This is a genomic window from Erythrobacter sp. (assembly GCF_011765465.1).
Classification (GTDB): Bacteria; Pseudomonadota; Alphaproteobacteria; order Sphingomonadales; family Sphingomonadaceae; genus Erythrobacter.
In genome coordinates this window covers 1,727,530-1,747,125 of the sequence record NZ_CP050265.1, presented here as the reverse complement: position 1 = coordinate 1,747,125, position 19,596 = coordinate 1,727,530, and the positions used below count along the sequence as shown (strand labels likewise).

Annotated in this window: 22 protein-coding genes; 3 read left to right on the top strand and 19 right to left on the bottom strand. The window is 68.2% G+C overall.

Annotated features, from left to right (window positions below):
• Window positions 1-196: 196 nt before the first annotated feature.
• From G9473_RS08365 to G9473_RS08320, 10 genes are all read right to left on the bottom strand, one after another.
• Window positions 197-2,305, bottom strand: a complete 2,109-nt coding sequence (locus G9473_RS08365; protein WP_291132371.1) for a sodium-translocating pyrophosphatase — start codon at window positions 2,303-2,305, stop codon at window positions 197-199.
• 228 nt (window positions 2,306-2,533) lie between these two features.
• Window positions 2,534-3,394 (bottom strand): thiamine-phosphate kinase, encoded by an 861-nt coding sequence (thiL, locus tag G9473_RS08360; RefSeq protein WP_291132368.1) that lies wholly within the window; start codon window positions 3,392-3,394, stop codon window positions 2,534-2,536.
• A 217-nt stretch (window positions 3,395-3,611) separates the two neighbouring features.
• On the bottom strand, window positions 3,612-4,082 hold the full coding sequence (gene nusB, locus G9473_RS08355) for a transcription antitermination factor NusB (RefSeq protein ID WP_291132365.1): 471 nt from the start codon (window positions 4,080-4,082) through the stop codon (window positions 3,612-3,614).
• Complete coding sequence (gene hisD / locus G9473_RS08350; protein WP_291132362.1) at window positions 4,079-5,371, bottom strand: histidinol dehydrogenase; 1,293 nt, start codon at window positions 5,369-5,371, stop codon at window positions 4,079-4,081. Before hisD ends, nusB begins: the two co-directional genes overlap by 4 nt.
• Window positions 5,371-6,051, bottom strand: a complete 681-nt coding sequence (gene hisG, locus G9473_RS08345) for an ATP phosphoribosyltransferase (RefSeq protein ID WP_291138347.1) — start codon at window positions 6,049-6,051, stop codon at window positions 5,371-5,373. Before hisG ends, hisD begins: the two co-directional genes overlap by 1 nt.
• A gap of 74 nt (window positions 6,052-6,125) precedes the next feature.
• Window positions 6,126-7,013 carry an alpha/beta hydrolase gene (locus G9473_RS08340; RefSeq protein ID WP_291132359.1) on the bottom strand — a complete coding sequence of 296 codons (888 nt, stop codon included), beginning with the start codon at window positions 7,011-7,013 and terminating at the stop codon, window positions 6,126-6,128.
• A gap of 1 nt (window position 7,014) precedes the next feature.
• Complete coding sequence (locus tag G9473_RS08335) at window positions 7,015-7,827, bottom strand: SDR family NAD(P)-dependent oxidoreductase (protein WP_291132356.1); 813 nt, start codon at window positions 7,825-7,827, stop codon at window positions 7,015-7,017.
• A 24-nt stretch (window positions 7,828-7,851) separates the two neighbouring features.
• On the bottom strand, window positions 7,852-8,733 hold the full coding sequence (locus G9473_RS08330; protein ID WP_291132353.1) for a pirin family protein: 882 nt from the start codon (window positions 8,731-8,733) through the stop codon (window positions 7,852-7,854).
• Window positions 8,730-9,191, bottom strand: a complete 462-nt coding sequence (locus G9473_RS08325; protein WP_291132350.1) for an NUDIX domain-containing protein — start codon at window positions 9,189-9,191, stop codon at window positions 8,730-8,732. The genes G9473_RS08330 and G9473_RS08325 overlap by 4 nt, the downstream gene beginning before the upstream one ends.
• Before the next feature lie 8 nt (window positions 9,192-9,199).
• Window positions 9,200-9,472 (bottom strand): BolA family transcriptional regulator, encoded by a 273-nt coding sequence (locus G9473_RS08320; RefSeq protein WP_291132347.1) that lies wholly within the window; start codon window positions 9,470-9,472, stop codon window positions 9,200-9,202.
• Window positions 9,473-9,538: 66 nt separating this feature from the next.
• Here G9473_RS08320 and G9473_RS08315 point away from each other — a divergent pair, with 66 nt between their 5' ends.
• Entirely contained in the window at window positions 9,539-10,132 is a 594-nt protein-coding gene (locus G9473_RS08315; RefSeq protein WP_291132344.1) for a J domain-containing protein, read from the top strand.
• On the opposite strand, the gene G9473_RS08310 is transcribed toward G9473_RS08315, so the two are convergent.
• The 3 genes from G9473_RS08310 to G9473_RS08300 are packed head-to-tail and all read right to left on the bottom strand — an operon-like array spanning window position 10,129 to window position 12,022.
• Entirely contained in the window at window positions 10,129-10,755 is a 627-nt protein-coding gene (locus G9473_RS08310) for a glutathione S-transferase family protein (RefSeq protein ID WP_291132341.1), read from the bottom strand. The two genes, G9473_RS08315 and G9473_RS08310, sit on opposite strands and share 4 nt — an antisense overlap.
• 3 nt (window positions 10,756-10,758) lie before the next feature.
• Window positions 10,759-11,139 carry a DUF1428 domain-containing protein gene (locus G9473_RS08305; protein WP_291132339.1) on the bottom strand — a complete coding sequence of 127 codons (381 nt, stop codon included), beginning with the start codon at window positions 11,137-11,139 and terminating at the stop codon, window positions 10,759-10,761.
• 49 nt (window positions 11,140-11,188) lie between these two features.
• Entirely contained in the window at window positions 11,189-12,022 is an 834-nt protein-coding gene (locus G9473_RS08300) for an oxygenase MpaB family protein (protein WP_291132336.1), read from the bottom strand.
• A 126-nt stretch (window positions 12,023-12,148) separates the two neighbouring features.
• Here G9473_RS08300 and cobS point away from each other — a divergent pair, with 126 nt between their 5' ends.
• Window positions 12,149-13,153: a cobaltochelatase subunit CobS gene (gene cobS / locus G9473_RS08295; protein ID WP_291132333.1), complete on the top strand. Its 1,005-nt coding sequence runs from the start codon at window positions 12,149-12,151 to the stop codon at window positions 13,151-13,153.
• A 58-nt stretch (window positions 13,154-13,211) separates the two neighbouring features.
• Window positions 13,212-15,404 (top strand): transglycosylase domain-containing protein, encoded by a 2,193-nt coding sequence (locus tag G9473_RS08290; RefSeq protein ID WP_291132330.1) that lies wholly within the window; start codon window positions 13,212-13,214, stop codon window positions 15,402-15,404.
• A 50-nt stretch (window positions 15,405-15,454) separates the two neighbouring features.
• On the opposite strand, the gene G9473_RS08285 is transcribed toward G9473_RS08290, so the two are convergent.
• The 6 genes from G9473_RS08285 to acpS are packed head-to-tail and all read right to left on the bottom strand — an operon-like array spanning window position 15,455 to window position 19,538.
• Window positions 15,455-15,853, bottom strand: coding sequence for a PaaI family thioesterase (locus G9473_RS08285; protein WP_367159092.1), 399 nt, complete (start codon window positions 15,851-15,853; stop codon window positions 15,455-15,457).
• Complete coding sequence (locus G9473_RS08280) at window positions 15,843-16,337, bottom strand: PaaI family thioesterase (protein WP_291132328.1); 495 nt, start codon at window positions 16,335-16,337, stop codon at window positions 15,843-15,845. Before G9473_RS08280 ends, G9473_RS08285 begins: the two co-directional genes overlap by 11 nt.
• Before the next feature lie 55 nt (window positions 16,338-16,392).
• Window positions 16,393-16,863 (bottom strand): Holliday junction resolvase RuvX, encoded by a 471-nt coding sequence (gene ruvX / locus G9473_RS08275; RefSeq protein WP_291138340.1) that lies wholly within the window; start codon window positions 16,861-16,863, stop codon window positions 16,393-16,395.
• Window positions 16,860-18,062, bottom strand: a complete 1,203-nt coding sequence (locus G9473_RS08270; protein WP_291132325.1) for a DUF3089 domain-containing protein — start codon at window positions 18,060-18,062, stop codon at window positions 16,860-16,862. The genes ruvX and G9473_RS08270 overlap by 4 nt, the downstream gene beginning before the upstream one ends.
• Window positions 18,063-18,085: 23 nt before the next feature.
• On the bottom strand, window positions 18,086-19,099 hold the full coding sequence (gene lepB, locus G9473_RS08265; protein WP_291132322.1) for a signal peptidase I: 1,014 nt from the start codon (window positions 19,097-19,099) through the stop codon (window positions 18,086-18,088).
• Window positions 19,100-19,121: 22 nt separating this feature from the next.
• Window positions 19,122-19,538, bottom strand: a complete 417-nt coding sequence (gene acpS, locus G9473_RS08260) for a holo-ACP synthase (RefSeq protein ID WP_291132319.1) — start codon at window positions 19,536-19,538, stop codon at window positions 19,122-19,124.
• Window positions 19,539-19,596: the final 58 nt, after the last annotated feature.

The following is a 19,596-nucleotide window of genomic DNA, read 5'->3' as shown; positions in this document are numbered from 1 at the left end:
GCGGCAATCCCCGCGCGTGCCCGAGGCTTATGCCACACGCGGCGCAGCGATGCGCGCGCTCGCTTAGGCCCTGTCCGCAGGTGGGACGTTAGCCCGGCGTAAAGGTTAAGGCGCCACCAATGAAAACCCTGCCCAAAGGAAAACCCCGCCGGGCAGGGCGCCCGGCGGGGTTTCCTGTGTGCCTTAGGGGCCGCGCTCAGTGCGCGCCGGCGAGCGCGGCGAGCAGCAGCAGGGCGACGATGTTGGTTATCTTGATCATCGGGTTCACTGCCGGGCCGGCGGTGTCCTTGTAGGGATCGCCGACCGTGTCGCCCGTCACCGCGGCCTTGTGCGCTTCGGAGCCCTTGCCGCCGTGATTGCCGTCCTCGATGTATTTCTTGGCGTTGTCCCACGCCCCGCCGCCGGCGGTCATCGACAGCGCGACGAACAGCCCGCCGACGATCACGCCCAATAGCAGCGCGCCCAGCGCCGCGAAGGCGTTGTCCTGCCCCGCGATCAGGAGAATCACGAAATAGGTCACGATCGGCGCGAGCACCGGGAGCAGCGAGGGCACGATCATCTCCTTGATCGCGGCCTTGGTGACGAGGTCCACCGTGCGGGCGTAGTTGGGGCGCGAGGTCCCCGCCATGATGCCCGGATCGCCAGCGAATTGCTCGCGTACGTCCTTCACCACGTCGCCCGCCGCGCGGCCCACGGCGGTCATGCCCATCGCCCCGAACAGGTAGGGCAGCAGCGCGCCCAGCAGCAGGCCGACGATGACGTAGGGGTTCTCCAGCCCGAAATCGACGTTCGCATCGGGGAAGAATTCGCGCAGGTCCGCGGTGTAGGCGGCGAACAGCACGAGCGCTGCAAGCCCCGCCGAACCGATCGCATAGCCCTTGGTCACGGCCTTGGTCGTGTTGCCGACCGCGTCGAGCAGGTCGGTCTTCTCGCGCACGCTGTCGTCGAGCCCCGCCATCTCGGCGATGCCGCCCGCGTTGTCGGTTACCGGGCCATAGGCATCGAGCGCCACGACCATGCCCGCAAGCGCCAGCATCGCGGTCGCGCCATAGGCCAGGCCGATGAGGCCGGCGAGCTGGTAGGCCGCGATGATCGCCGCGATGATGACGACCGTAGGCAGCGCGGTCGATTCAAGGCTGATCGCAAGACCCTGGATCACGTTGGTGCCGTGGCCCGTCTCCGAAGCCTTGGCGATCGAGCGCACGGGGCGGAAATTCGTGCCCGTGTAATACTCGGTGATCCAGATGATGACGCCGGTGAGAGCCAACCCGATCAGCGAGCAAAGGAACAGGTCCATGCCGTTGAAGCCGACCCCGCCCGGCCCGGTGCCGAGCGCCGCGTTCATGTCGCCGAGCGCATATTGCGTGACGAAGAAAATCAGCGGGATCGCCAGCACGGCGGTGACGATGAAGCCCTTGTACATCGCGCCCATCACGTTGGTCCCGCTGCCGAGCCGCACGAAATAGGTCCCGATGATCGAGGTGACGATGCACGCGCCCCCGATCAGCAGCGGCAGCGCCATCATCGGCAGGAGCAGGTCGCCCAGCGCCTCGGAAAAGAGCAGCGCCGTCAGCACCATGGTCGCGCCGACGGTCACGACATAGGTTTCGAACAGGTCGGCGGCCATGCCGGCGCAGTCGCCGACATTGTCGCCCACATTGTCGGCGATGGTCGCCGGGTTGCGCGGGTCGTCCTCGGGAATCGAGGCTTCGACCTTGCCGACGAGGTCCGCGCCGACATCGGCCGCCTTGGTGAAGATCCCGCCGCCCAGACGCGCGAAGATCGAGATCAGCGAAGCGCCGAAGGCGAGGCCGACCAGCCCGTCGATCACCGTCCGGTCGGCAGGCGCAAGGCCCATCGGCCCGACCAGCACCGCGAAGAACACCGCGATGGCAAGCAGGGCGAGCCCGGCGACCAGCATCCCGGTGATCGCGCCCGCGCGGAACGCGATGGTTAGGCCCTGCTGGAGACCCGCCTCGGCCGCGGCAGCGGTGCGCACGTTCGAGCGCACCGAGATGTTCATCCCGATATAGCCCGCCACGCCCGACAGCACCGCACCGATGACGAAGCCGATTGCCGGGATAATGTCGAGGAAGACCCCGACCACGATCGCCGCGACCACGCCGACCATGCCGATGGTGGTGTATTGCCGGTTGAGATAGGCCCGCGCGCCTTCCTGGATCGCGCCGGCGATTTCCTGCATTTTCTCATTGCCCGCGCTCGCGCCGAGCACCTGGCTGCTGGTGACGAAGCCGTAGACCACGGCGAGCAGTCCCAGCCCGATGGAAATATAGACAAGCTCCACGAAAAATCCCCTCTCCTGACGTGGGAATCGCCCCGGTTTTTCCGGAGTCGCGCGGGGGATCGAGCCCCCGTCCTTTCCCCCGATCCCACTTGTGCGCAGCGGGGGCTGCGTGACGTCAGTCTATGGCGCGCTCGGGGCGTGGCAAGCCTTTAACCGCCTCGGCGCGGCGCAAAGCGGGGGATTTCCCTCATTTTGACAGGGGGCGCCGCGCGGCGCGCGGCGTGCGGCTCAGCCGTGCTGGTAGCCCAGCGCGTCCGGATCGGTGAAGGTCGACGCGCCGAGCACCAGCGGGGCCGCGCCCGCTTCCTCGATGCAGCCGATCCGCACCGCGTCCACCGGGATTTCCGTGTCCCAGCTGGCGGTGAAGAGCAGCTCGTAATCATCGCCCCAGCGCATGCAGTCGTCGACCCGGTCGGGCGCGGCGACGGGGACGAGCTGCGGGTCGATCAGCACGGTGACGTCGCTCGCCTCGGCCATGCGGTAGGCATCGAGCAGGAGGCCGTCCGATATGTCCATCATCGCGCCCACGTGCGGGGCGAGCGCGATGCCTTCGGCGAGGCGCGGGCGCGGGCGGTTGAACGCCTCGAGATGTTCCTTCGCCCCCTCGAAGCCGAGCATGGCGCGGCCCAGCGTGCCGGTGACGAACAGCGCCTCGCCCGCCGTCGCGCGGGTGCGCGAGGGGATCGGGCGGTGCGTCGCGCGCCCGATCGCGGTGATCGAAAACGTGCTCGCGCCCGTCGTTGCGATGGTGTCGCCGCCCAGGAGCGGCACGTCGTATTCGGTCAGCGCGTCGGCGAGCCCTGCAAGAAAGCGGTTGTCCTCGTCCCCGCCCAGCGCATAGCCCAGCAGCACGCCGATCGGCTCCGCACCCTTGCTGGCGATGTCGGACAGGTTGAGCGCGACGAGCTTCCAAGCGACATCGGCGAGGTCGGCCGAAGGCTTGAAATGCGTGTCCTCGGCCATCGAATCCATGTTGATGACCAGCACTTCGTCGCCGATCTCGATCAGCGCGCAATCATCCCGCAGCCCCTGCGCGCCCGGATGCAGCGGCAGGCTCCGCAGAGCGGTGACAAAATCCAGCTCGTTCATGATTGCGACCCCATCCCAATGCAATCCTCTCCCAAGAGACAACATAACCCGGATCGGGGGACAGGAAAAGCGGGGAAGCGCAGGGGGGCGGGGCGGGACGCGCAAGAAAGGGTAATCAGCCGCGCACGTCGCGGGCGAGTGCGGTGTCCCTAATCGCGCACATCGCGGGCGAGTGCAGTGTTCCTAATCGCGCACATCGCGGGCGAGTGCGGTGTCCCTAATCGCGCACATCGCGGGCGAGTGCGTCGAGGATCCCGTTGACGAATTTCGCCTCGCGGTCGTCGAAAAAGGCTTTCGCCACATCGACATATTCGTTGATCGCCGCGCCGGCCGGCACGTCGGGCCGGGCGAGGAGTTCATAAGCGCCCGCGCGCAGCACCTGCAGCATGGTCTTGTCGAGCCGCGCCAGCGTCCATCCGCCCGCGAGGCGCGCAGTGAGGGCTTCGTCGATCTCCTCGCGCCGCGCGTCGACGCCGCGCACGATGTCGTCGAAAAAGGCGACCTCGGCCTCGGCATAGACCGCATCGCCGTGCTCGTCGTCGTCGACCGTGCGCCCCAGGCGGTGCTGGTGGAATTCGTCGAGCAGGCGGGCGAGCGGGGTCTTCTCCATCTGCTGCTGGTAGAGCGCCTGCACGGCGGCGAGGCGGGCGCTCGAACGCGCCTGCGAGCGGGGGTTCTGGGTGTTCATTTGCGTCTCAATTCGACCGACAGGGCGTGCGCGGGCAGGCCCTCGGCATGGGCGAGGGTCGCGGCCGTCGGGCCGATCTGCGCGAAGGCGGCCTCGTTCACCTCGAGGAAGCTGGTGCGCTTCATGAAGTCGAGCACCGACAGCCCGCTCGAAAAGCGCGCGCGGCGGCCGGTGGGAAGGACGTGGTTCGGCCCGCCGACATAATCGCCGATCGCCTCGGGCGTCATGCGGCCGAGGAAGACACTGCCCGCGTGGCGGATGGCGCGCAGCATCGCTTCGGGCTCGGCAATGGCGAGTTCGACGTGCTCGGCGGCGAGCCGGTCGGCCAGCGCAGGGGCTTCGCGCATCAGGTCCTCGACCACGATGACGACCCCGTTCGCCTCCCAGCTTTCGCGCGCGACCGCCTCGGTCGAAAGCTGCGCGGTGTGGAGCGTGACCGAATCCTCGACCAGCGCGGCGAAGGCGGCGTCGTCGGTGATGAGGATGGATTGCGAGGTCGGGTCGTGCTCGGCCTGCGAAAGGAGGTCGGCGGCGATCCAGTCGGGGTCGTTGTCGCTGTCGGCGATGACGAGGATCTCGGAAGGGCCGGCCACCATGTCGATGCCCACCACGCCGTAAAGCTGGCGCTTGGCCTCCGCGACCCAGGCATTGCCCGGCCCGGTGATGACATCGACCGCGCCGATACGCCCCGTGCCATAGGCGAGCGCGCCGACCGCCTGCGCACCGCCGACGCGCCAGATCTCGTCCACTCCCGCCACGTGTGCGGCGGCGAGGACGAGGTCGTTCGTCTCGCCGCGCGGGGTCGGGGTGGCGATGGCGAGCCGCGAGACGCCCGCGACCTTGGCGGGGATCGCGTTCATCAGCAGCGAGGAGGGATAGGCCGCGCGCCCGCCGGGGACATAGAGCCCCGCCGCATCGACCGGCCGCCAGATCGCGCCGAGGCGCACGCCCGCCTCGTCGCGATAGTCGCGGTCCTCGGGCAGCTGCGCTGCGTGATAGGCCCGGATGCGCGCGGCGGCGAGGTCGAGCGCGTCGCGCAGCTCGCCATCGAGCGCCTTGTAGGCCGCCTCGCACGCCTCGGGCGCGATCACCCAGTCGGCATCCGTGCCGAGGTCGTAATGGTCGAAGCGCGCGGTGTATTCGACCAGCGCCTCGTCCCCGCGCGCCTTCACCGCCGAAAGGATCGCGGTCACGTCGGCGGCGACGTCGCTTGCGGATTCGCGGCGATCATCGACGATCCGGGCGAAGCGCGCCTCGAAATCGGCATCGCTGGTGGAGAGCGTCTGCATTACGCCGGAACCCTGTCCGTGCCCGCGCCGGCCCGCCGCGCCTCGACCTCTTCGCGGAAGGCGGCGACGATCTCGGCCACGCGCGGGTCGGTCTTGAGCGCGGCGCGGTTGACGATCAGGCGCGCGGAAATGTCGAGGATGCGGCTCGTCTCGACGAGACCGTTTTCCTTGAGCGTGCGCCCCGTGGAGACGAGATCGACGATCCGCCGCGCAAGGCCGAGCGAGGGTGCGAGTTCCATCGCACCATTCAATTTGACGCATTCGGCCTGCACACCCGCGGCTTCGAAATGGCGGCGGGTGAGGTTGGGATACTTGGTGGCGACGCGCAGGTGGCTCGCCCCGCTGTCCGCGCCCGCGTCGCTCGCCAGCCGCGCGACCGACAGGCGGCAATGGCCGATGTCGAGATCGACCGGCGCGTAAAGGTCGTCGTAGTCGAATTCCTCGACGACGTCCGAGCCGACGATCCCCGCCTGCGCCGCGCCGTGGGCGACGAAGGTCGCGACGTCGAAGGCGCGCACGCGGATGAGGCCCACGTCCGCGCGCGTCGTCGCAAACGACAGCGAGCGGTTCGCGTGATCGTGAAACGCCTCTTCCGGCACGATCCCGGCGCGCGCCATCACGGGCAGCGCCTCGTCGAGGATGCGCCCCTTGGGCACGGCGAATGTCAGCTGGCTGGTCATGGAGCCGCGCATCTAGGCACTCGGGTGCGAAAGGGCAACAAGATGCGCAGCCGCTGAACACCCTGGGCGCAGGCTCAGCCGCCGAGGAATTCCTTCATCGCCCGGTTCACCGCATCCGGCGCTTCCCACGGCACGAAATGCCCGCAATCGGGCACGCGCACGATGGTGAGCGGGTCGACGATCTCCTCTAGACCCGAAAGGTTCTCGGGCGGCAGGGCAAGGTCGTCCAGCGCCCAGATGACCAGCGTGGGGATGGTCAGCTTGGGCAGGTCGGGGGGGGTATAGCCCGCAGGCACTTCGTAAGGCGCGTCCATTTCCGGCACGTCGATGGGCGAGGCGCGGTAGTAGTTGAGCATTCCGAAGGCCGCGTCGCGGTTCTGCCAGTCGCGCAGCAGCGCGTCGCGTTCCTCCGCCTCCATCGCGTCGGGGCGATCCCACTTGACCTCCTTGAGCAGCAGCCCGGTCAGGCCGTGCTCCTTCACCAGCGCGTCATTGGCGGGGTCGCGAAAGCCGCGGATATACTGGCTCGCCTCGCGCTGCTGCGGATTGGTGTAGAGGAGCTTCTGGAAGATCTGCGGATGCGGCGCGTTGGCGATCACGGCGCGTGTCACCCGCATATGCTGCCCGCCGAGTGCCACGCCCCACGCGATCGCGCCGCCCCAGTCGTGGCCGACGATGGTGAATTTCGGGATCGAAAGCGCATCGGCCAGCAGGAACACGTCCCCGATCAGCTTGTCGGGGGTGTAGGCATCCACCTCCTGCGGCTTGGACGAGCCGCGATAGCCGCGCTGGTCGGGGGCGATGCACCGGAACCTGTCCGAGAAATGCCGGATCTGGTGGCGCCATGTGCGGTGGCTTTCGGGAAAGCCGTGGAGGAAGATCAGCACCGGCGCATCGACCGGCCCTTCGTCGACGATGTCGAGGTGGATGCCGTTCGCCAGCTCTACCCGTTTCTGTTCCATCTCAGCCCTCCGCCTCGAGTTTTTCCATGTAACCGTTCGCCACCATCGCCGCGACCTGATCGAAGAGTTCATCGGGCGTGCGGCGCATTTCGCCCATGCCCGCTTCCATGCCCTGCGCGACGATGATCTCGCGCGTGCCGGCGGCGATTTCGTCGAGCATGGTCTTCGCCGCATCGGGCGCGGGAATGCCCTCGTCGATCACGCGGTCGCTGCGGCCGCGCTTCGACCCGTCGGCGACCAGCGCATTGCGCGCGACATCGGTCGCGACCGAGCCTGGGTAGATGACGTGGACGCTCACGCCGGTCTGCGAGAGTTCTGCGCGCAGCGCGTCGGCATAGCCCGCCAGCCCGAACTTGACCGCGCAATACGCGGTCCGCATCGGCACGCCGACCTTGCCCGCGATGGAGGAGACGAAAGCGAGCGCGCCGCTGCCGCGTTCCGTCATGTGGCCGATCAGCCCTTGCGAAAAGGCGATCTGCGCGGTGAGGTCGATGTCGATGATGTCGCGGTAGACCTGCATCGAGGTCTTGAGCGCACGGCTTCGCTGCGACACGCCCGCATTGGCGAAGGCGAGATCGACGCCGCCCTTCCACGCGATGGCCTTGGCGGTGGCATCGGCCAGCGCCGCCTCGTCGCGCACGTCGAAGGGCAGGACGAGAGCTTCACCGCAATCCGCCGCGACTGCCGCCAGCCGTTCCTCGTCCCGGCCCGACAGCACCACGTTCGCGCCGCGCCCCGCGCAGTCGCGCGCCAGAGCCGCGCCGATCCCCGAAGACGCGCCCGTGATCCAGGCGGTCTTGCCCGTATAATCCATGAAATCCTCCCCGAAATTCTCGTTTTACGGATAGCTGACGGTCTTGGGCCTGTCAGGCAAGGGGATAAATTCCGCCTCGTCCCCCGGCACGGTGGGGAAGCGGCCTTCGCGCCAGTCCTCTTTCGCCTGCTCGATCCGATCGCGGCTGGAAGAGACGAAATTCCAGAAGACATGGCGCTTGGTCGAGAAAGCCTCGCCGCCGAGCAGCATGACCCGCGCGCCGCTTTCGCTCGCCAGCTTCATCGCCTTGCCCGGCGCGAGGACGGCGAGTTCGTAAGGGGTGAGGGGGATGTCGTCGATGCTCGCCGCGCCCTCTACCAGCATCACCGCGCGTTCGTCGGCCTCGGCCTCGATGGGGAGCGCGCCGCCTGTGCCCAGCACGATCTCGGCGTAGATCGTCGCGGCATGGGTCGTCGTCGGAGCCCGCGCGCCCCACAATTCGCCCATGATGACGCAGGCGCGCGCCGCGCCGTCCTCGATCCACGGCAGGTCGGTCTGCGCCTCGAAAGCGGGGTCGATCTCCTCGCGCCCGTCGGGCAGGGCGAGCCAGGTCTGCATCCCGAACATCTTCGGGTTCGTCGCAAGCTCCGCCTTCGGGCTGCGCTCCGAATGGACGATCCCGCGCCCGGCGGTCATCAGGTTGACCTGTCCGGAGCGGATCGTGGCGAAGGTGCCGAGGCTGTCGCGGTGGTCGATCGCGCCCTCGAACAGCCAGGTGACGGTCGCCAAGTTGATATGCGGATGCGGGCGCACCGCCATGCCTTCGCCTCCGGTCAGGTCGGCGGGGCCGAATTCGTCGACGAAGATGAAGGGGCCGACCATCGTGCGTTCCCGCGCCGGGAGCGCGCGGCGGACCTCGAACTGGCCGAGATCGTGGGTCACGGGGGTGATGGTCTGGGCGATCATTCGGCGTGCTCCTCGATCAGGCCGCGCAGGGTCTCGGGGTAGAGCGCCTCGTGCCAGTCGTCCAATTCGTGGAGGGCGAACCAGCGATGCTCGTTCATCCACGCCTGTTCGAGCTCGGTGTGGCGCGAGGTGTCGATCCGGGCCTCGGCGACGCGCACGATGAAATAGCGCTCGTCGGCGCGGACGGGCTCGCCTTCCGGAGTGACGAATTCGGGCGTGGTGCGCGCGATCTGCTCGCCCGGATCGGCGGTGATGCCCGTTTCCTCGAACAATTCGCGCCGCGCCGCGTCCTCGAAGCTCTCGCCTTCCTCGCACTCGCCGCCCGCCGTCACCCAGAAGGGCGCGCGGCCCGGAATGTCGTAGCGGAACATCAGCACCTTCGGCGCGCCATCATCTCCGGGCGCGAGAACGATCAGCCGCGCCGAGCGGCGCAGGCGCTTTTGCGTCGTGCTGCTCACGCTCGTGTTCATGCGGTGGGCGCGCTGGCCTGGATCGCGACGGCGTGGACCCGCTCGCCGACCATGTCGCCCAGCGCCGCGATCACCGCGCGCTGGCGGGCGAGGCGGGTCATTTCGGCGAAGGCGGGGGCTTCGATCCGAATAGTGAAATGCGATTCGCCCGAGCCGTCGTCGCCCGAATGGCCCCTATGCTTGGCGCTGTCGTTGACGATCTCGAGCCGGGTGGGCGCGAACGCGTCCCGCAGCTTGGCTTCCATCTCCTGCGCAACCGATCCAGCCATCTCTTCACCTCTTTGCAACTTCGGACGGGTTGGAATCTGGCATCTCCCGCGCCATTCTCAAGCCTTATGCGCAGCACTCGATTCCACGGCCGCCACGAAGGCTCCACGCGCACCTGCGAAGCGCCCGGCTGCGAGGAGGCGGGCGAATTCCGCGCCCCAGGCCACCGCCCGAGCGGCTTCGACGGACCCGGAGAATGGCGCTGGTTCTGCCTCGAACACGTGCGCGAATTCAATGCCGGATACGACTGGTTCGAAGGGATGAGCGCGGAGGAGATCTACGCCGCGCAAAGCCCCGCGAGCGGCTGGCGCACCGAAAGCCCCACTTTCGGCCCGCGCGCAGGCGTCGACGGAATGCCGCGCTGGGCCGATTTCGACGATCCGCTGGACGCGATCTCGGCCCGAGCGGGCGGCATCAAGAGCCGCGCGCGGCGCGAGGCGGAAATGGCGGCGAGCGGGCGCTTCTCGAAGGAAGAGGCCGAGGCGCTCGAGACCATGGGCCTCGGCTCCGACACCGACAAGCGGCGGCTGCGGCGGCGCTATTCCGAACTGGTGCGGCGCTACCACCCCGACCGCAACGGGGGGGATCGCAGCTATGAAAAGCGCCTGGGGCGCGTGGTCGAAGCCTACCAGGTGCTCAGGAAAAGCTCCGCGATCGGCTAGGCGGAAGCCTGCGCGATCAGCTTGGCATCGATCGCGTTGGCCTCGGCGTAGGCCGGGCGCTGGGTGACGCGATCGACATAGGCGCGAAAAGCGGGCCGCTCGGGGATCGATCCGAAGCGCAGCCCCCAGACGAACTGGCTGCCGACATAGGTATCGGCCATGGTGAAGCGGCTCCCGGCGGCGAAATCATGCGCCGACAGCCAGCCGTCCAGCGCGTCCAATGTGCGCTCCAGAGTGCCGAAACCGGCGGTCGTGTCCTTCCCCTCGGGCAGCTGCCAGCCCATCATCTTCGCCATGATCGCCTGTTCGAGCGGGCCGGCGGCGAAAAACAGCCAGCGGAAATAGGCGGCGCGTTCGTGCGTGTCGGGAAGCAGGTCCGCTTGCGGGTGCGTTTCGGCGAGGTAGTGGTTGATCGCGGCGCATTCGGTCACGGTGTGGTCGTGGCCGCCATGATGGTGGACGAGGGCCGGGACTTTCCCCATCGGGTTGATGTCGCTGAAATTCGCAGGCTTCGTGTCCCAGTCGAACACGACATGGTCATAGTCCGCGCCCGCCTCGTGCAGCGCCCAGCGCGAAATCTGCCCCCGGCTCATCGCCACGGTGTAGAAGGTGAATTCGGCCATTGTTCAGGTTCCTGTCGCGGTCTGGTCGAAAACCGGCGTGAAGCTTCCGAAGATCATGCGCGCACCGTCGAAGGGCGGCGGGTTCGCTTGCGGGTCGAGCCGAGGGTCGCTGCCCGCCGCTTCGCCCATCCGCTCCATCGCGGCATCGCGCGTCGCCCTGTCGGGCCATTCGATCCAGCTGAAGCACACAGTCTCGTCCTCGCGCGCGGCGACCGCGCGATGGAAGTCGGTAGCCTTGCCGCGAGGTACGTCCTCGCCCCATGTCTCGACCACGCGCAGCGCCCCGTTTTCGAGGAACCACGTGTCGACGCTTTCGCAAAAGGCGGTGAATTCGGCCCTGCGCGCGCTGTCGACGGCAAAGGCGTATCCATCGATATAGGCCATGCTGTACTCCCGCTCACGTCGGTTGGCATAGCACGAAAGGCGCGCCCGGTCAGGTCTGGCGAAAGGCCCAGCGCAGCGTGCGTCCGACGCCCCATGTCGCCGCGCGCGCCGGGATCGCGGTGAGCACCGGGCGCTGGATGCGCAGCATGGCGCGCGCCCAATCGGGGACCATCGCGACCGCCTCGGCCGCGACCACCGCCTGCAGCGCCTGCGGCGTGCCTTCGGGTTTCGAGGTGAGGACGAGCTGCGCGACCTCGCGGGCCTCGGGCGAAGTTTTCAGATCGCCGCGCAGCTCGCGAAAGATCGCTTCGGCCTCGCGCCGCGTCTCGGGCACGGGATCGGCCCCCAACGCGCGCGCGATGACCGCGAATTGCCGGTAATACTCGTCCTGCTCGGCGAAAGGCATATCGGGCCGGACATGGCGCAGGTATCCGGCAAGGAAGCTCTGCGCCTCGACCACGTGGACCCAGGCGAGCGTGCGCGGGTCGGTGGCGGTGTAGGGCTCGCCGCCGGGAAGCGTCCCGCCGACCTTGGAATGGATGCGGTTGACCCGCTCGATCGCGCGCAATGCCTCGTCGCGGTGGCCGAAGGTCGTGACCGCGATGAAGCGCGCCGTGCGCCGCAGTCGCCCATGCATATCGGCGCGAAAATTGGAATGGTCGAGCACGCCCTGGAGCGCTGCCGGATGGAGCATCTGCAACAAGAGCCCGCGGATCCCGCCCGTCATCATGCCGACGATATCGGCATGGACGCGCCGGATCGGCGTGTCCTTGGCGAACAGCGCTTCGTCCGAAGGCGGCACGGGCTGCTGCCCGGTTTCGTTGAAGAGGTCGCGGACCTGCCCGACCAGCTTCAATCGCAGGGTTTCGACCGGGTCCGCCATACTTCCCAAGATAATGCGCTGCCTCGCGATTTGCGAGCCTCATCCGCCCGCGCGCGGCGCACTTGCAAATTTAGCAGGACCGAGCGGCTTGCAGGCTCGGCCTCGTCGCTTTAACCCTCCCGCGCGATGAACAGCCATTCCTCAGAAGAATTCGCCGGCAAGGACGCCATGCCATCCGAGCCCGACACCACGATCGACGTGAAGGACACGTTCGGCATCGATGTCGACTGGCAGGTGCCCGCCTTCTCCGCCAATGACGAACACGTGCCCGAGATCGACAAGGACTATGTCTTCGATCCCGACACGACGCTCGCGATCCTTGCAGGCTTCGCGCACAATCGCCGGGTGATGGTGCAGGGCTATCACGGCACCGGCAAGTCGACCCATATCGAACAGGTCGCAGCAAGGCTGAACTGGCCGAGCGTGCGGGTCAACCTCGACGCGCATATCAGCCGGATCGACCTCGTCGGGCGCGATGCGATCGTCCTGAAGGACGGGTTGCAGGTGACCGAGTTCAAGGAAGGCATCCTGCCGTGGGCGCTGCAGCACCCGGTCGCGCTGACCTTCGACGAATACGACGCAGGGCGGCCCGACGTGATGTTCGTGATCCAGCGCGTGCTCGAATTCGACGGCCGCCTGACGCTGCTCGACCAGAACCGCGTCATCACGCCGAACAAGTGGTTCCGCCTGTTCGCGACGACCAACACGGTCGGCCTCGGCGACACCAGCGGCCTCTACCACGGCACGCAGGCGATCAACCAGGCGCAGATGGACCGCTGGAACATCGTCGTGGCGCTCAATTACCTGCCCGCCGAGACCGAGCAGGAAATCGTCAAGTCCAAGACGCCGGATACTGACGACAAGCTGATCGCCGACATGGTCAAGGTCGCCGAGCTCACCCGGCAGGGCTTCATGAACGGCGACATCTCGACCGTGATGAGCCCGCGCACCGTCATTACCTGGGCGCAGAACGCGGCGATCTTCAAATCGACCGGCTTCGCCTTCCGCCTGTCCTTCCTCAACAAGTGCGACGAGGCCGAGCGCACTCTGGTGTCCGAATACTACCAGCGCGTCTTCGGCGAGGACCTGCCCGAAGGGGCGGCGATGGGGACGGTCACTGTCGGCCGCTGAGGGGCGGGCGCTGATCCCCGCTTGCGGGCTGGCGTATTAGCCTGCTAATACAGTCCGCATGGGCCTGTTCGAGCGATTCCGCAAAGGCGCACGCACGGACCCGTATGGGGACGACAGCGGCTCTGCGCCCGGATATTTCCCGCTCTACGAATCGCAGCGCCCGCTCGACGAGGGGGACGATGCGCCGCCGCGCGGGCGCGTATCGGCACCCGACTACACGCGCTGGGACAACACGCTTTCCCGGCTCGACAGTGCGGTCGAGGCCGAGGAGCGCCGCCGCCTGCGCTGGTGGCAGCGCGACTACTGGCGCAGCCGCGGAAAGCTGTGGTGGGCGCTGCGCGGCCTCGCCGCCGCGCTGCTCGCCTTCCTCGCGCTGGTCGGCTGGCTTGCCGTCACCGCGCCGCTGTCGAAAAGCCTCGAGCCGATCGCCGCGCCGCAGGTCACGCTGCTCGCCAGCGACGGCACGCCGATCGCGCGGCAGGGCGCGGTGGTCGATGCGCCGGTCGAAATCGCGAACCTCCCGCCGCACGTCCCGCAGGCTTTCATGGCGATCGAGGATCGGCGGTTCTATTCGCACTGGGGGATCGACCCGCGCGGCATCGCGCGCGCGATCTGGACCGGGAACGGCGGCGGTTCGACCATCACCCAGCAGCTCGCCAAGTTCACCTTCCTCACCCCCGAACAGACCCTTACCCGCAAGGCGCGCGAGGCGCTGATCGCGCTGTGGCTGGAGGCGTGGCTGACCAAGGACGAGATCCTCGAACGCTACCTCTCGAACGCCTATTTCGGCGACAACCAGTACGGCCTGCGCGCCGCCAGCTTGCACTATTTCTACCGCCAGCCCGAAAACCTGAAGCCCGAACAGGCCGCGATGCTGGCAGGGCTGCTGCAGGCGCCGTCCGCCTATGCGCCGACGAAGCATTACGACAGGGCGAAGCGGCGCATGGACCTCGTCGTGGGCGCGATGGTGGAGGAGGGCTATCTCACCCCCGCCGAGGCGGCCGCGCTGCCCGCGCCGCGGCTCGACGTGCGGACGAGGAACGACCTTCCCACCGGCACCTATTTCGCCGACTGGGCGCTGCCCATCGCGCGGCGAGAGATGGAGGCGAGCTATTCGAAACAGGTGCTCACCACCACGCTCGATTCGCGCCTGCAATCGCTCGCCGGGCGGGTGGTCGCGCGCGCGCCGCTGGGAGAGGCGCAGGTCGCGCTGGTGGCGATGCGCCCCACGGGCGAAGTGGTCGCGATGGTCGGCGGGCGCGATTACGCCAAATCGCCCTTCAACCGCGCGACACAGGCGCGCCGCCAGCCGGGCTCGACCTTCAAGCTGTTCGTCTACCTCGCCGCGCTGGAGGCCGGGTGGGCGCCTGAGGACACGATTCCCAACACGGCGTTCGCAGAGGGTTCGTACCGGCCCGAGAACGCCGCCGGGAATTATTCCGAGGAAATCACGCTCGAACAGGCGCTCGCCACGTCGAGCAACGTCGCCGCGGTACGGCTGATGAACGCAGTCGGCTCGGAGCGCGTGATCGACGTGGCGCGCGCGCTCGGCGTGACATCGGACCTGCCCGAGGGCGACCCGAGCCTCGCGCTGGGCACCTCGACCATGACGCTGCTCGAACTCACCGCCGCCTATGCCGGGGTCGCGGGCAATGCCTTTCCGGTTACGCCGCGCGCTTTCGAGCGCGAGGAGCCAGGCTGGCTCGACTGGCTGACGACGCGCGAGGACAGCCTTTCGCGCCGCCACCACGAGGCGATCGAGCGGATGCTGCGCGCGGCGGTCAATCGCGGGACGGGGCGTGCGGCGATGCTGCCGGTGGCGAATTACGGCAAGACCGGGACGACGCAGGATTACCGCGACGCGCTGTTCGTCGGCTATGCGGGCGAGGGCGAAAAACGGCTGGTGGTCGGCGTGTGGGTCGGCAATGACGACAACTCCCCCCTGAACGGGATCACCGGGGGGAGCTTGCCCGCGCGCATCTGGAAGGACTTCATGCGCGGCGCGCTGCGGCTCGGCGGCGGTCCGGCGGCGGCGCCCGCGCCCACCGCCTCGCCCGATCCCGAAGGCCCGGTCCAGCCCTTCGACGTGCCGGAGGTGGGCGAAATCCCGCTGGACGAAAACGGCTCGACCCTGCGCATCGAGGGGGGCGCGGTGACGGTCACGACCGAGATCGACGGGTCGCCGGTCGAATTCCGCCTGCGCGAAGACGGCTTCGAGGTCGCCCCTGCCGGGACGGGCCCGCCGGAATGATCCGCCGCGCCAGCGGCGCTCTCTCGGCCCCCTCGCTCCTGCGGCGGGCGTCAGGCCATCAGGATGTTCATCACCGCGCTCGCGATCGGGCGCGAGCGGTCGTCCTGCCACGCCTCGACCGTGAGGTTCGCATTGCGCCGCCCCAGCCGCGCGATCCGGGCGAGGGCGTAGGTCCGCTTCGACCGCCCGGCGGAAAGATATTGCACGGTGATGTTGATCGGCTTCAATTGTGGCGCGCGCCCCTCGGCGGCGAGCCGCGTGCGCAGCGCGGCATAGCCCGCGGTCTCGAGCAGGCCCGCGGTCGCCCCGCCGTGGAAATGGCCGGGCCGCCCCTCGACATTCCGCCCGAAATCGACCGTCAGCACCGGCAGGCCGTCCTCCTCGCCGTGGACCTCGATTCCGAGCGAGCGGGCATAGGCGGTGAGGTGGCGCTGCGCATCAGTCATCATCGCGGCCTTCCGTCTTGGCGGCTTCGGCCTGCGCTTCGAGCCGCGCCTTCGGGTTGTAGCTCACCTGCATGAAGACGCCCGCGATGTGCGCGACCGGGTCGGCCTCCTCCCCGTCATGGGCGATGCCGCGCACGAAGGCGGCAGAGCGGGTCGTGCGATAACATTCGACCCGGCCCCACACCGCGCTCTTCTCTCGCGCGGGGCGCTGATAATCGACGCGCAGGTCGAGCGTCGCGACGGGCGTGAACACGCCCGTGGTCTGCCAGATCGACATCCCGCTCGCCATGTCCATCAGGCTCACGATCGGACCGGAGGCGAGCACGTGGCGGTCGGGCTCGCCGATGAGATCCTCGCGCCAGGGGAGCTTCAGTTCCACCCAGTTCTCGCCGTGGCGCGCGTATTCGAGCCCGAGCCAGCCCGTGTGCCCGCCGCGAAAGAAGAACTTGCCCGCCTCGGCGGCATCGAATGTCGGCTGGTCGCTCATCGCCGCTTCCCTAGGGCGGGGCGGGCGCGGTTCCAATCCCCCTTTTGACGCAGGGCTAGAACGCCCCGCCCGCAAGCCGGTCGATCGCGCCCTGCAGGATGACCGCAGCGGCGTGGGAATCGATCCGCTCGGCGCGCTTTCGCCGGCTCATGTCCTGCCCGATCATCGCGGCCTCGGCGCTTTTGGTGGACCAGCGTTCGTCCCACAGCAGGACCGGCAGCGCGAAGGCTTCGGCGCAGTTCCTCGCATAGGCGCGGGCGGCCTGTGCGCGCGGGCCTTCGGAGCCGTCCATGTTGCGCGGCAGGCCGATGACGATGCCCTTCGCCTGCCGCTCGTCGATGAGCGCGGCCAGCGTTTCGCGGTCGCGCCCCCACTTGCCGCGCGCGATGGTCTTGCCGCTGGTGGCGAAGCGCCAGCCAGCATCGCAGGTCGCCGTTCCCACGGTCTTCGTGCCCAAGTCAAGGCCGATGAGCGCCCCGCCATCGGGCAGCGCCTCTGAGAAATCGGGGGCGTGTTCGGTAATCAGTTCGCCGCGTCCCCGCCCGAACCCGCGCCCGCAAAAGCCTGCACCCGGCGCGCGACGTCGACCTTGGTGTTCGCCCAGAACAGGGGCACGTCGTAGACGTGGTAATTGTTGCCCGGCAGCACCAGCGCGCCCATTTCCGGCGGCGGGCCGATCATCAGCAGGCCGCGGTCCTCGCAGGTCGCGGGCACGGCGGCGGGAACAAGCTCTCCGTCGGCGAGGCTTTCATCGGGCTTCAGCGTGCCGAGATTGCGGGTTGCCGGGGCCGAGCCGCCGATGCGTCCGGTGAGCGGATTGGTGCACAGGATCTCGCTCGACCCCAGCACCTCGCCGTCGAGACCCGTCGAGGCGGCATAGGTTTCGAGCACCGCCGAAGGGTCCGCCGGCTCGGCGAAGCTCGACCAAGACAGCACGCAGCCGGTCTGGTTCGCGGTCGCGCAGGCGGGAACGCCCATTGCAGGAAGATCGTGTTCGATCGAGATCGGCCAGCCGATGACATAGGCCGCGACCAGCCGCTCGGCGGCGGGCGCGCCTTTCACCTCCTCGGCCAGCAGGCGCATCAGGTGAAGCGCGCCCTGCGAGTGTCCCGCAAGGACGAGGGGCGTGTCCGCATCGACCGAATCGAGGAAATAGCGGAACGCCTCGCGCACGTCGGCATAGGCGGCATCGAGCGCCTGCTGGCCCTCCGGCCCCTCGGCGAGGAAAGCGCCCATGGTGGCTTGCCGATAGCGCGGCGCCCAGATTTCGGAGGCCGCGTTGAACGGGCTCGCCATGCCGCGCAGGAAGATGCGGGCGAACCTGTCCGCTTCCAGCGCGTCGGGGTCTTCGCCCGGCTCGAGCGGGGCGTTCCACATCTCGGTGCTGCGATAGCTCGTCGGGTGGACGAAGAAGACCGCGAAGGGCGGCTGGTCGGTCGACAACACGCGTGCCTTGGCTTCCTCGCTCACGCCCGACGGAACTTCACCTTCGGGCGCATAGGCGGGCTGCCAGCGGGCCGGGTCCGAGGTGCCGATGCCGGGGCGCGAATACCACAGCGAGGGGTCTTCATAGGCGTTCTGCTCGAGCGGTTCCTGTTCGACGAAATCGCCGCCCGGAACCATGACGAAGCGCGTGATCTCGGCCGAGAACAGGTTGAGCGCAATCGCGCCTGCAAGGAACAGGACGATCACCGCCGCGACGAGGTAGAGGAATTTCTTCGCCATGAACTGTCAGCGCCCCCCGTGCCTCACTGCGCCGTTTCCGCCGCTTCGCCGACCGCCGTGCCTTCGGCGATGGCCGGGCGCAGGGTCGACCACGCGCGGTCGCCGCGCAGGCTGGAGAACCATGTCGCCGGGTTCCACGTCGTCGACCCGTCGAGGCTGAAGGTGATGAATTCCGCGCGTCCGCCGATATTCGCCATCGGCACCGGGCCGCCCAGCCCGCTGTCCGCGATGCTGGCGCGGCTGTCGGCGGAATGGTCGCGGTTGTCGCCCATGACGAAGACGCTGTCCTCGGGCACGGTGACCGGGTCCATGTTGTCGAAGCGCACGCGCATATGATCGATCACGAGGTAAGTCGCCCCGTTCGGCAGCGTCTCGCGGAAGGTCGGCGGCTCGAAATACTGGCCGTCGGGGCTGCGATAATCCTCGAAGGCATCGAGGCAGGGCGTGGCGAGCCCGTCCATCCGGTCGCAGTAGAGATTGGGCTCGAACGGCAGCTTGACCGAGGCGACCTGTTCGCGCGGGATCGGCGTGCCATTGAGGATGATGCGCCCGTCCTCGACCGCGATCGTGTCGCCGGGAAGCGCCACGACGCGCTTGATGTAATCCTCGTTGCGGATCGGGTGCACGGGGATGACGATGTCTCCGTATTCGGGCGTGTCGGGAAGCACGCGCCATTCGCCGCGCGGGAGCAGGTGGAAACTCGCCGAGGCCCACGACCAGCCATAGGGATATTTCGAGACGATCAGCCGGTCGCCCACCCACAGCGTCGGCATCATCGAGGCCGAGGGAATGTAGAACGGCTTTGCGACCAGGCTGTGGAAGGCGAGCACCGCGAGCAGCATCAGCGCGAGGCCGCGTATCTCGGCGAACCAGTTGACCTTTTCATCTTCCTTCTCGTTCGCGTCCTCCCCAGAAGAGGAGGAGGCGGCTCGCGCTTCGCGCTCGCCGTCGCCGCCGCCGCCGGACAGGGGCGCTGGGCCGCCGGGCGTATCGGGCGCTGCGGGCTTGGAAGTGTCGTCGGTCGCTGGGTCGGTCACGGGAGCGTCTCGGATGGGGAGGTCAGGGCTGGCCGGTCGAAATCGGTAGGGCCTCGATCAGCACCAGCGCATAGGCCCATGGATGATCGTCGGTGAGGGTAAGATGAATGCGCGCCTCATGGCCCGGCGGCGTCAATTCTTCAAGTCGCTTCGCCGCCCCGCCCGCCAGCGCGAGGGTCGGTGCGCCCGAGGGCGCGTTGACGACGCCGATGTCCTTCATGAAGACGCCGCGCTTGAATCCCGTGCCCACGGCCTTGGAGAAAGCCTCCTTGGCGGCGAAGCGTTTGGCGTAGGTTCCGGCAACGGTGAAGGGCCGGCGGCGGGCCTTGGTGCGCTCGGTCTCGGTAAAGACGCGGTTCTCGAAGCGCTCACCGAAGCGGTCGAGCGAATTCGCGATGCGCTCGATATTGCACAGGTCCGATCCGAGGCCGATGATCATGTTGGAAATGCCTTTCGTGAACCCTACGGGCGAAAATTCGCGGATTTTCGACCTGTCT

What these genes read in the sequence shown, in the direction of transcription:
- G9473_RS08340 (WP_291132359.1), bottom strand. Translation starts at nt 7,013, where the DNA reads ATGGAACAGAAACGGGTAGAGCTGGCGAACGGCATCCACCTCGACATC.
- hisD (WP_291132362.1), bottom strand. Translation starts at nt 5,371, where the DNA reads ATGCAGACGCTCTCCACCAGCGATGCCGATTTCGAGGCGCGCTTCGCC.
- G9473_RS08330 (WP_291132353.1), bottom strand. Translation starts at nt 8,733, where the DNA reads ATGATCGCCCAGACCATCACCCCCGTGACCCACGATCTCGGCCAGTTC.
- G9473_RS08305 (WP_291132339.1), bottom strand. Translation starts at nt 11,139, where the DNA reads ATGGCCTATATCGATGGATACGCCTTTGCCGTCGACAGCGCGCGCAGG.
- cobS (WP_291132333.1), top strand. Translation starts at nt 12,149, where the DNA reads ATGAACAGCCATTCCTCAGAAGAATTCGCCGGCAAGGACGCCATGCCA.
- G9473_RS08285 (WP_367159092.1), bottom strand. Translation starts at nt 15,853, where the DNA reads ATGATGACTGATGCGCAGCGCCACCTCACCGCCTATGCCCGCTCGCTC.
- G9473_RS08335 (WP_291132356.1), bottom strand. Translation starts at nt 7,827, where the DNA reads ATGGATTATACGGGCAAGACCGCCTGGATCACGGGCGCGTCTTCGGGG.
- G9473_RS08310 (WP_291132341.1), bottom strand. Translation starts at nt 10,755, where the DNA reads ATGGCCGAATTCACCTTCTACACCGTGGCGATGAGCCGGGGGCAGATT.
- hisG (WP_291138347.1), bottom strand. Translation starts at nt 6,051, where the DNA reads ATGACCAGCCAGCTGACATTCGCCGTGCCCAAGGGGCGCATCCTCGAC.
- G9473_RS08315 (WP_291132344.1), top strand. Translation starts at nt 9,539, where the DNA reads ATGCGCAGCACTCGATTCCACGGCCGCCACGAAGGCTCCACGCGCACC.
- G9473_RS08270 (WP_291132325.1), bottom strand. Translation starts at nt 18,062, where the DNA reads ATGGCGAAGAAATTCCTCTACCTCGTCGCGGCGGTGATCGTCCTGTTC.
- G9473_RS08280 (WP_291132328.1), bottom strand. Translation starts at nt 16,337, where the DNA reads ATGAGCGACCAGCCGACATTCGATGCCGCCGAGGCGGGCAAGTTCTTC.
- nusB (WP_291132365.1), bottom strand. Translation starts at nt 4,082, where the DNA reads ATGAACACCCAGAACCCCCGCTCGCAGGCGCGTTCGAGCGCCCGCCTC.
- G9473_RS08320 (WP_291132347.1), bottom strand. Translation starts at nt 9,472, where the DNA reads ATGGCTGGATCGGTTGCGCAGGAGATGGAAGCCAAGCTGCGGGACGCG.
- G9473_RS08290 (WP_291132330.1), top strand. Translation starts at nt 13,212, where the DNA reads ATGGGCCTGTTCGAGCGATTCCGCAAAGGCGCACGCACGGACCCGTAT.
- G9473_RS08300 (WP_291132336.1), bottom strand. Translation starts at nt 12,022, where the DNA reads ATGGCGGACCCGGTCGAAACCCTGCGATTGAAGCTGGTCGGGCAGGTC.
- acpS (WP_291132319.1), bottom strand. Translation starts at nt 19,538, where the DNA reads ATGATCATCGGCCTCGGATCGGACCTGTGCAATATCGAGCGCATCGCG.
- thiL (WP_291132368.1), bottom strand. Translation starts at nt 3,394, where the DNA reads ATGAACGAGCTGGATTTTGTCACCGCTCTGCGGAGCCTGCCGCTGCAT.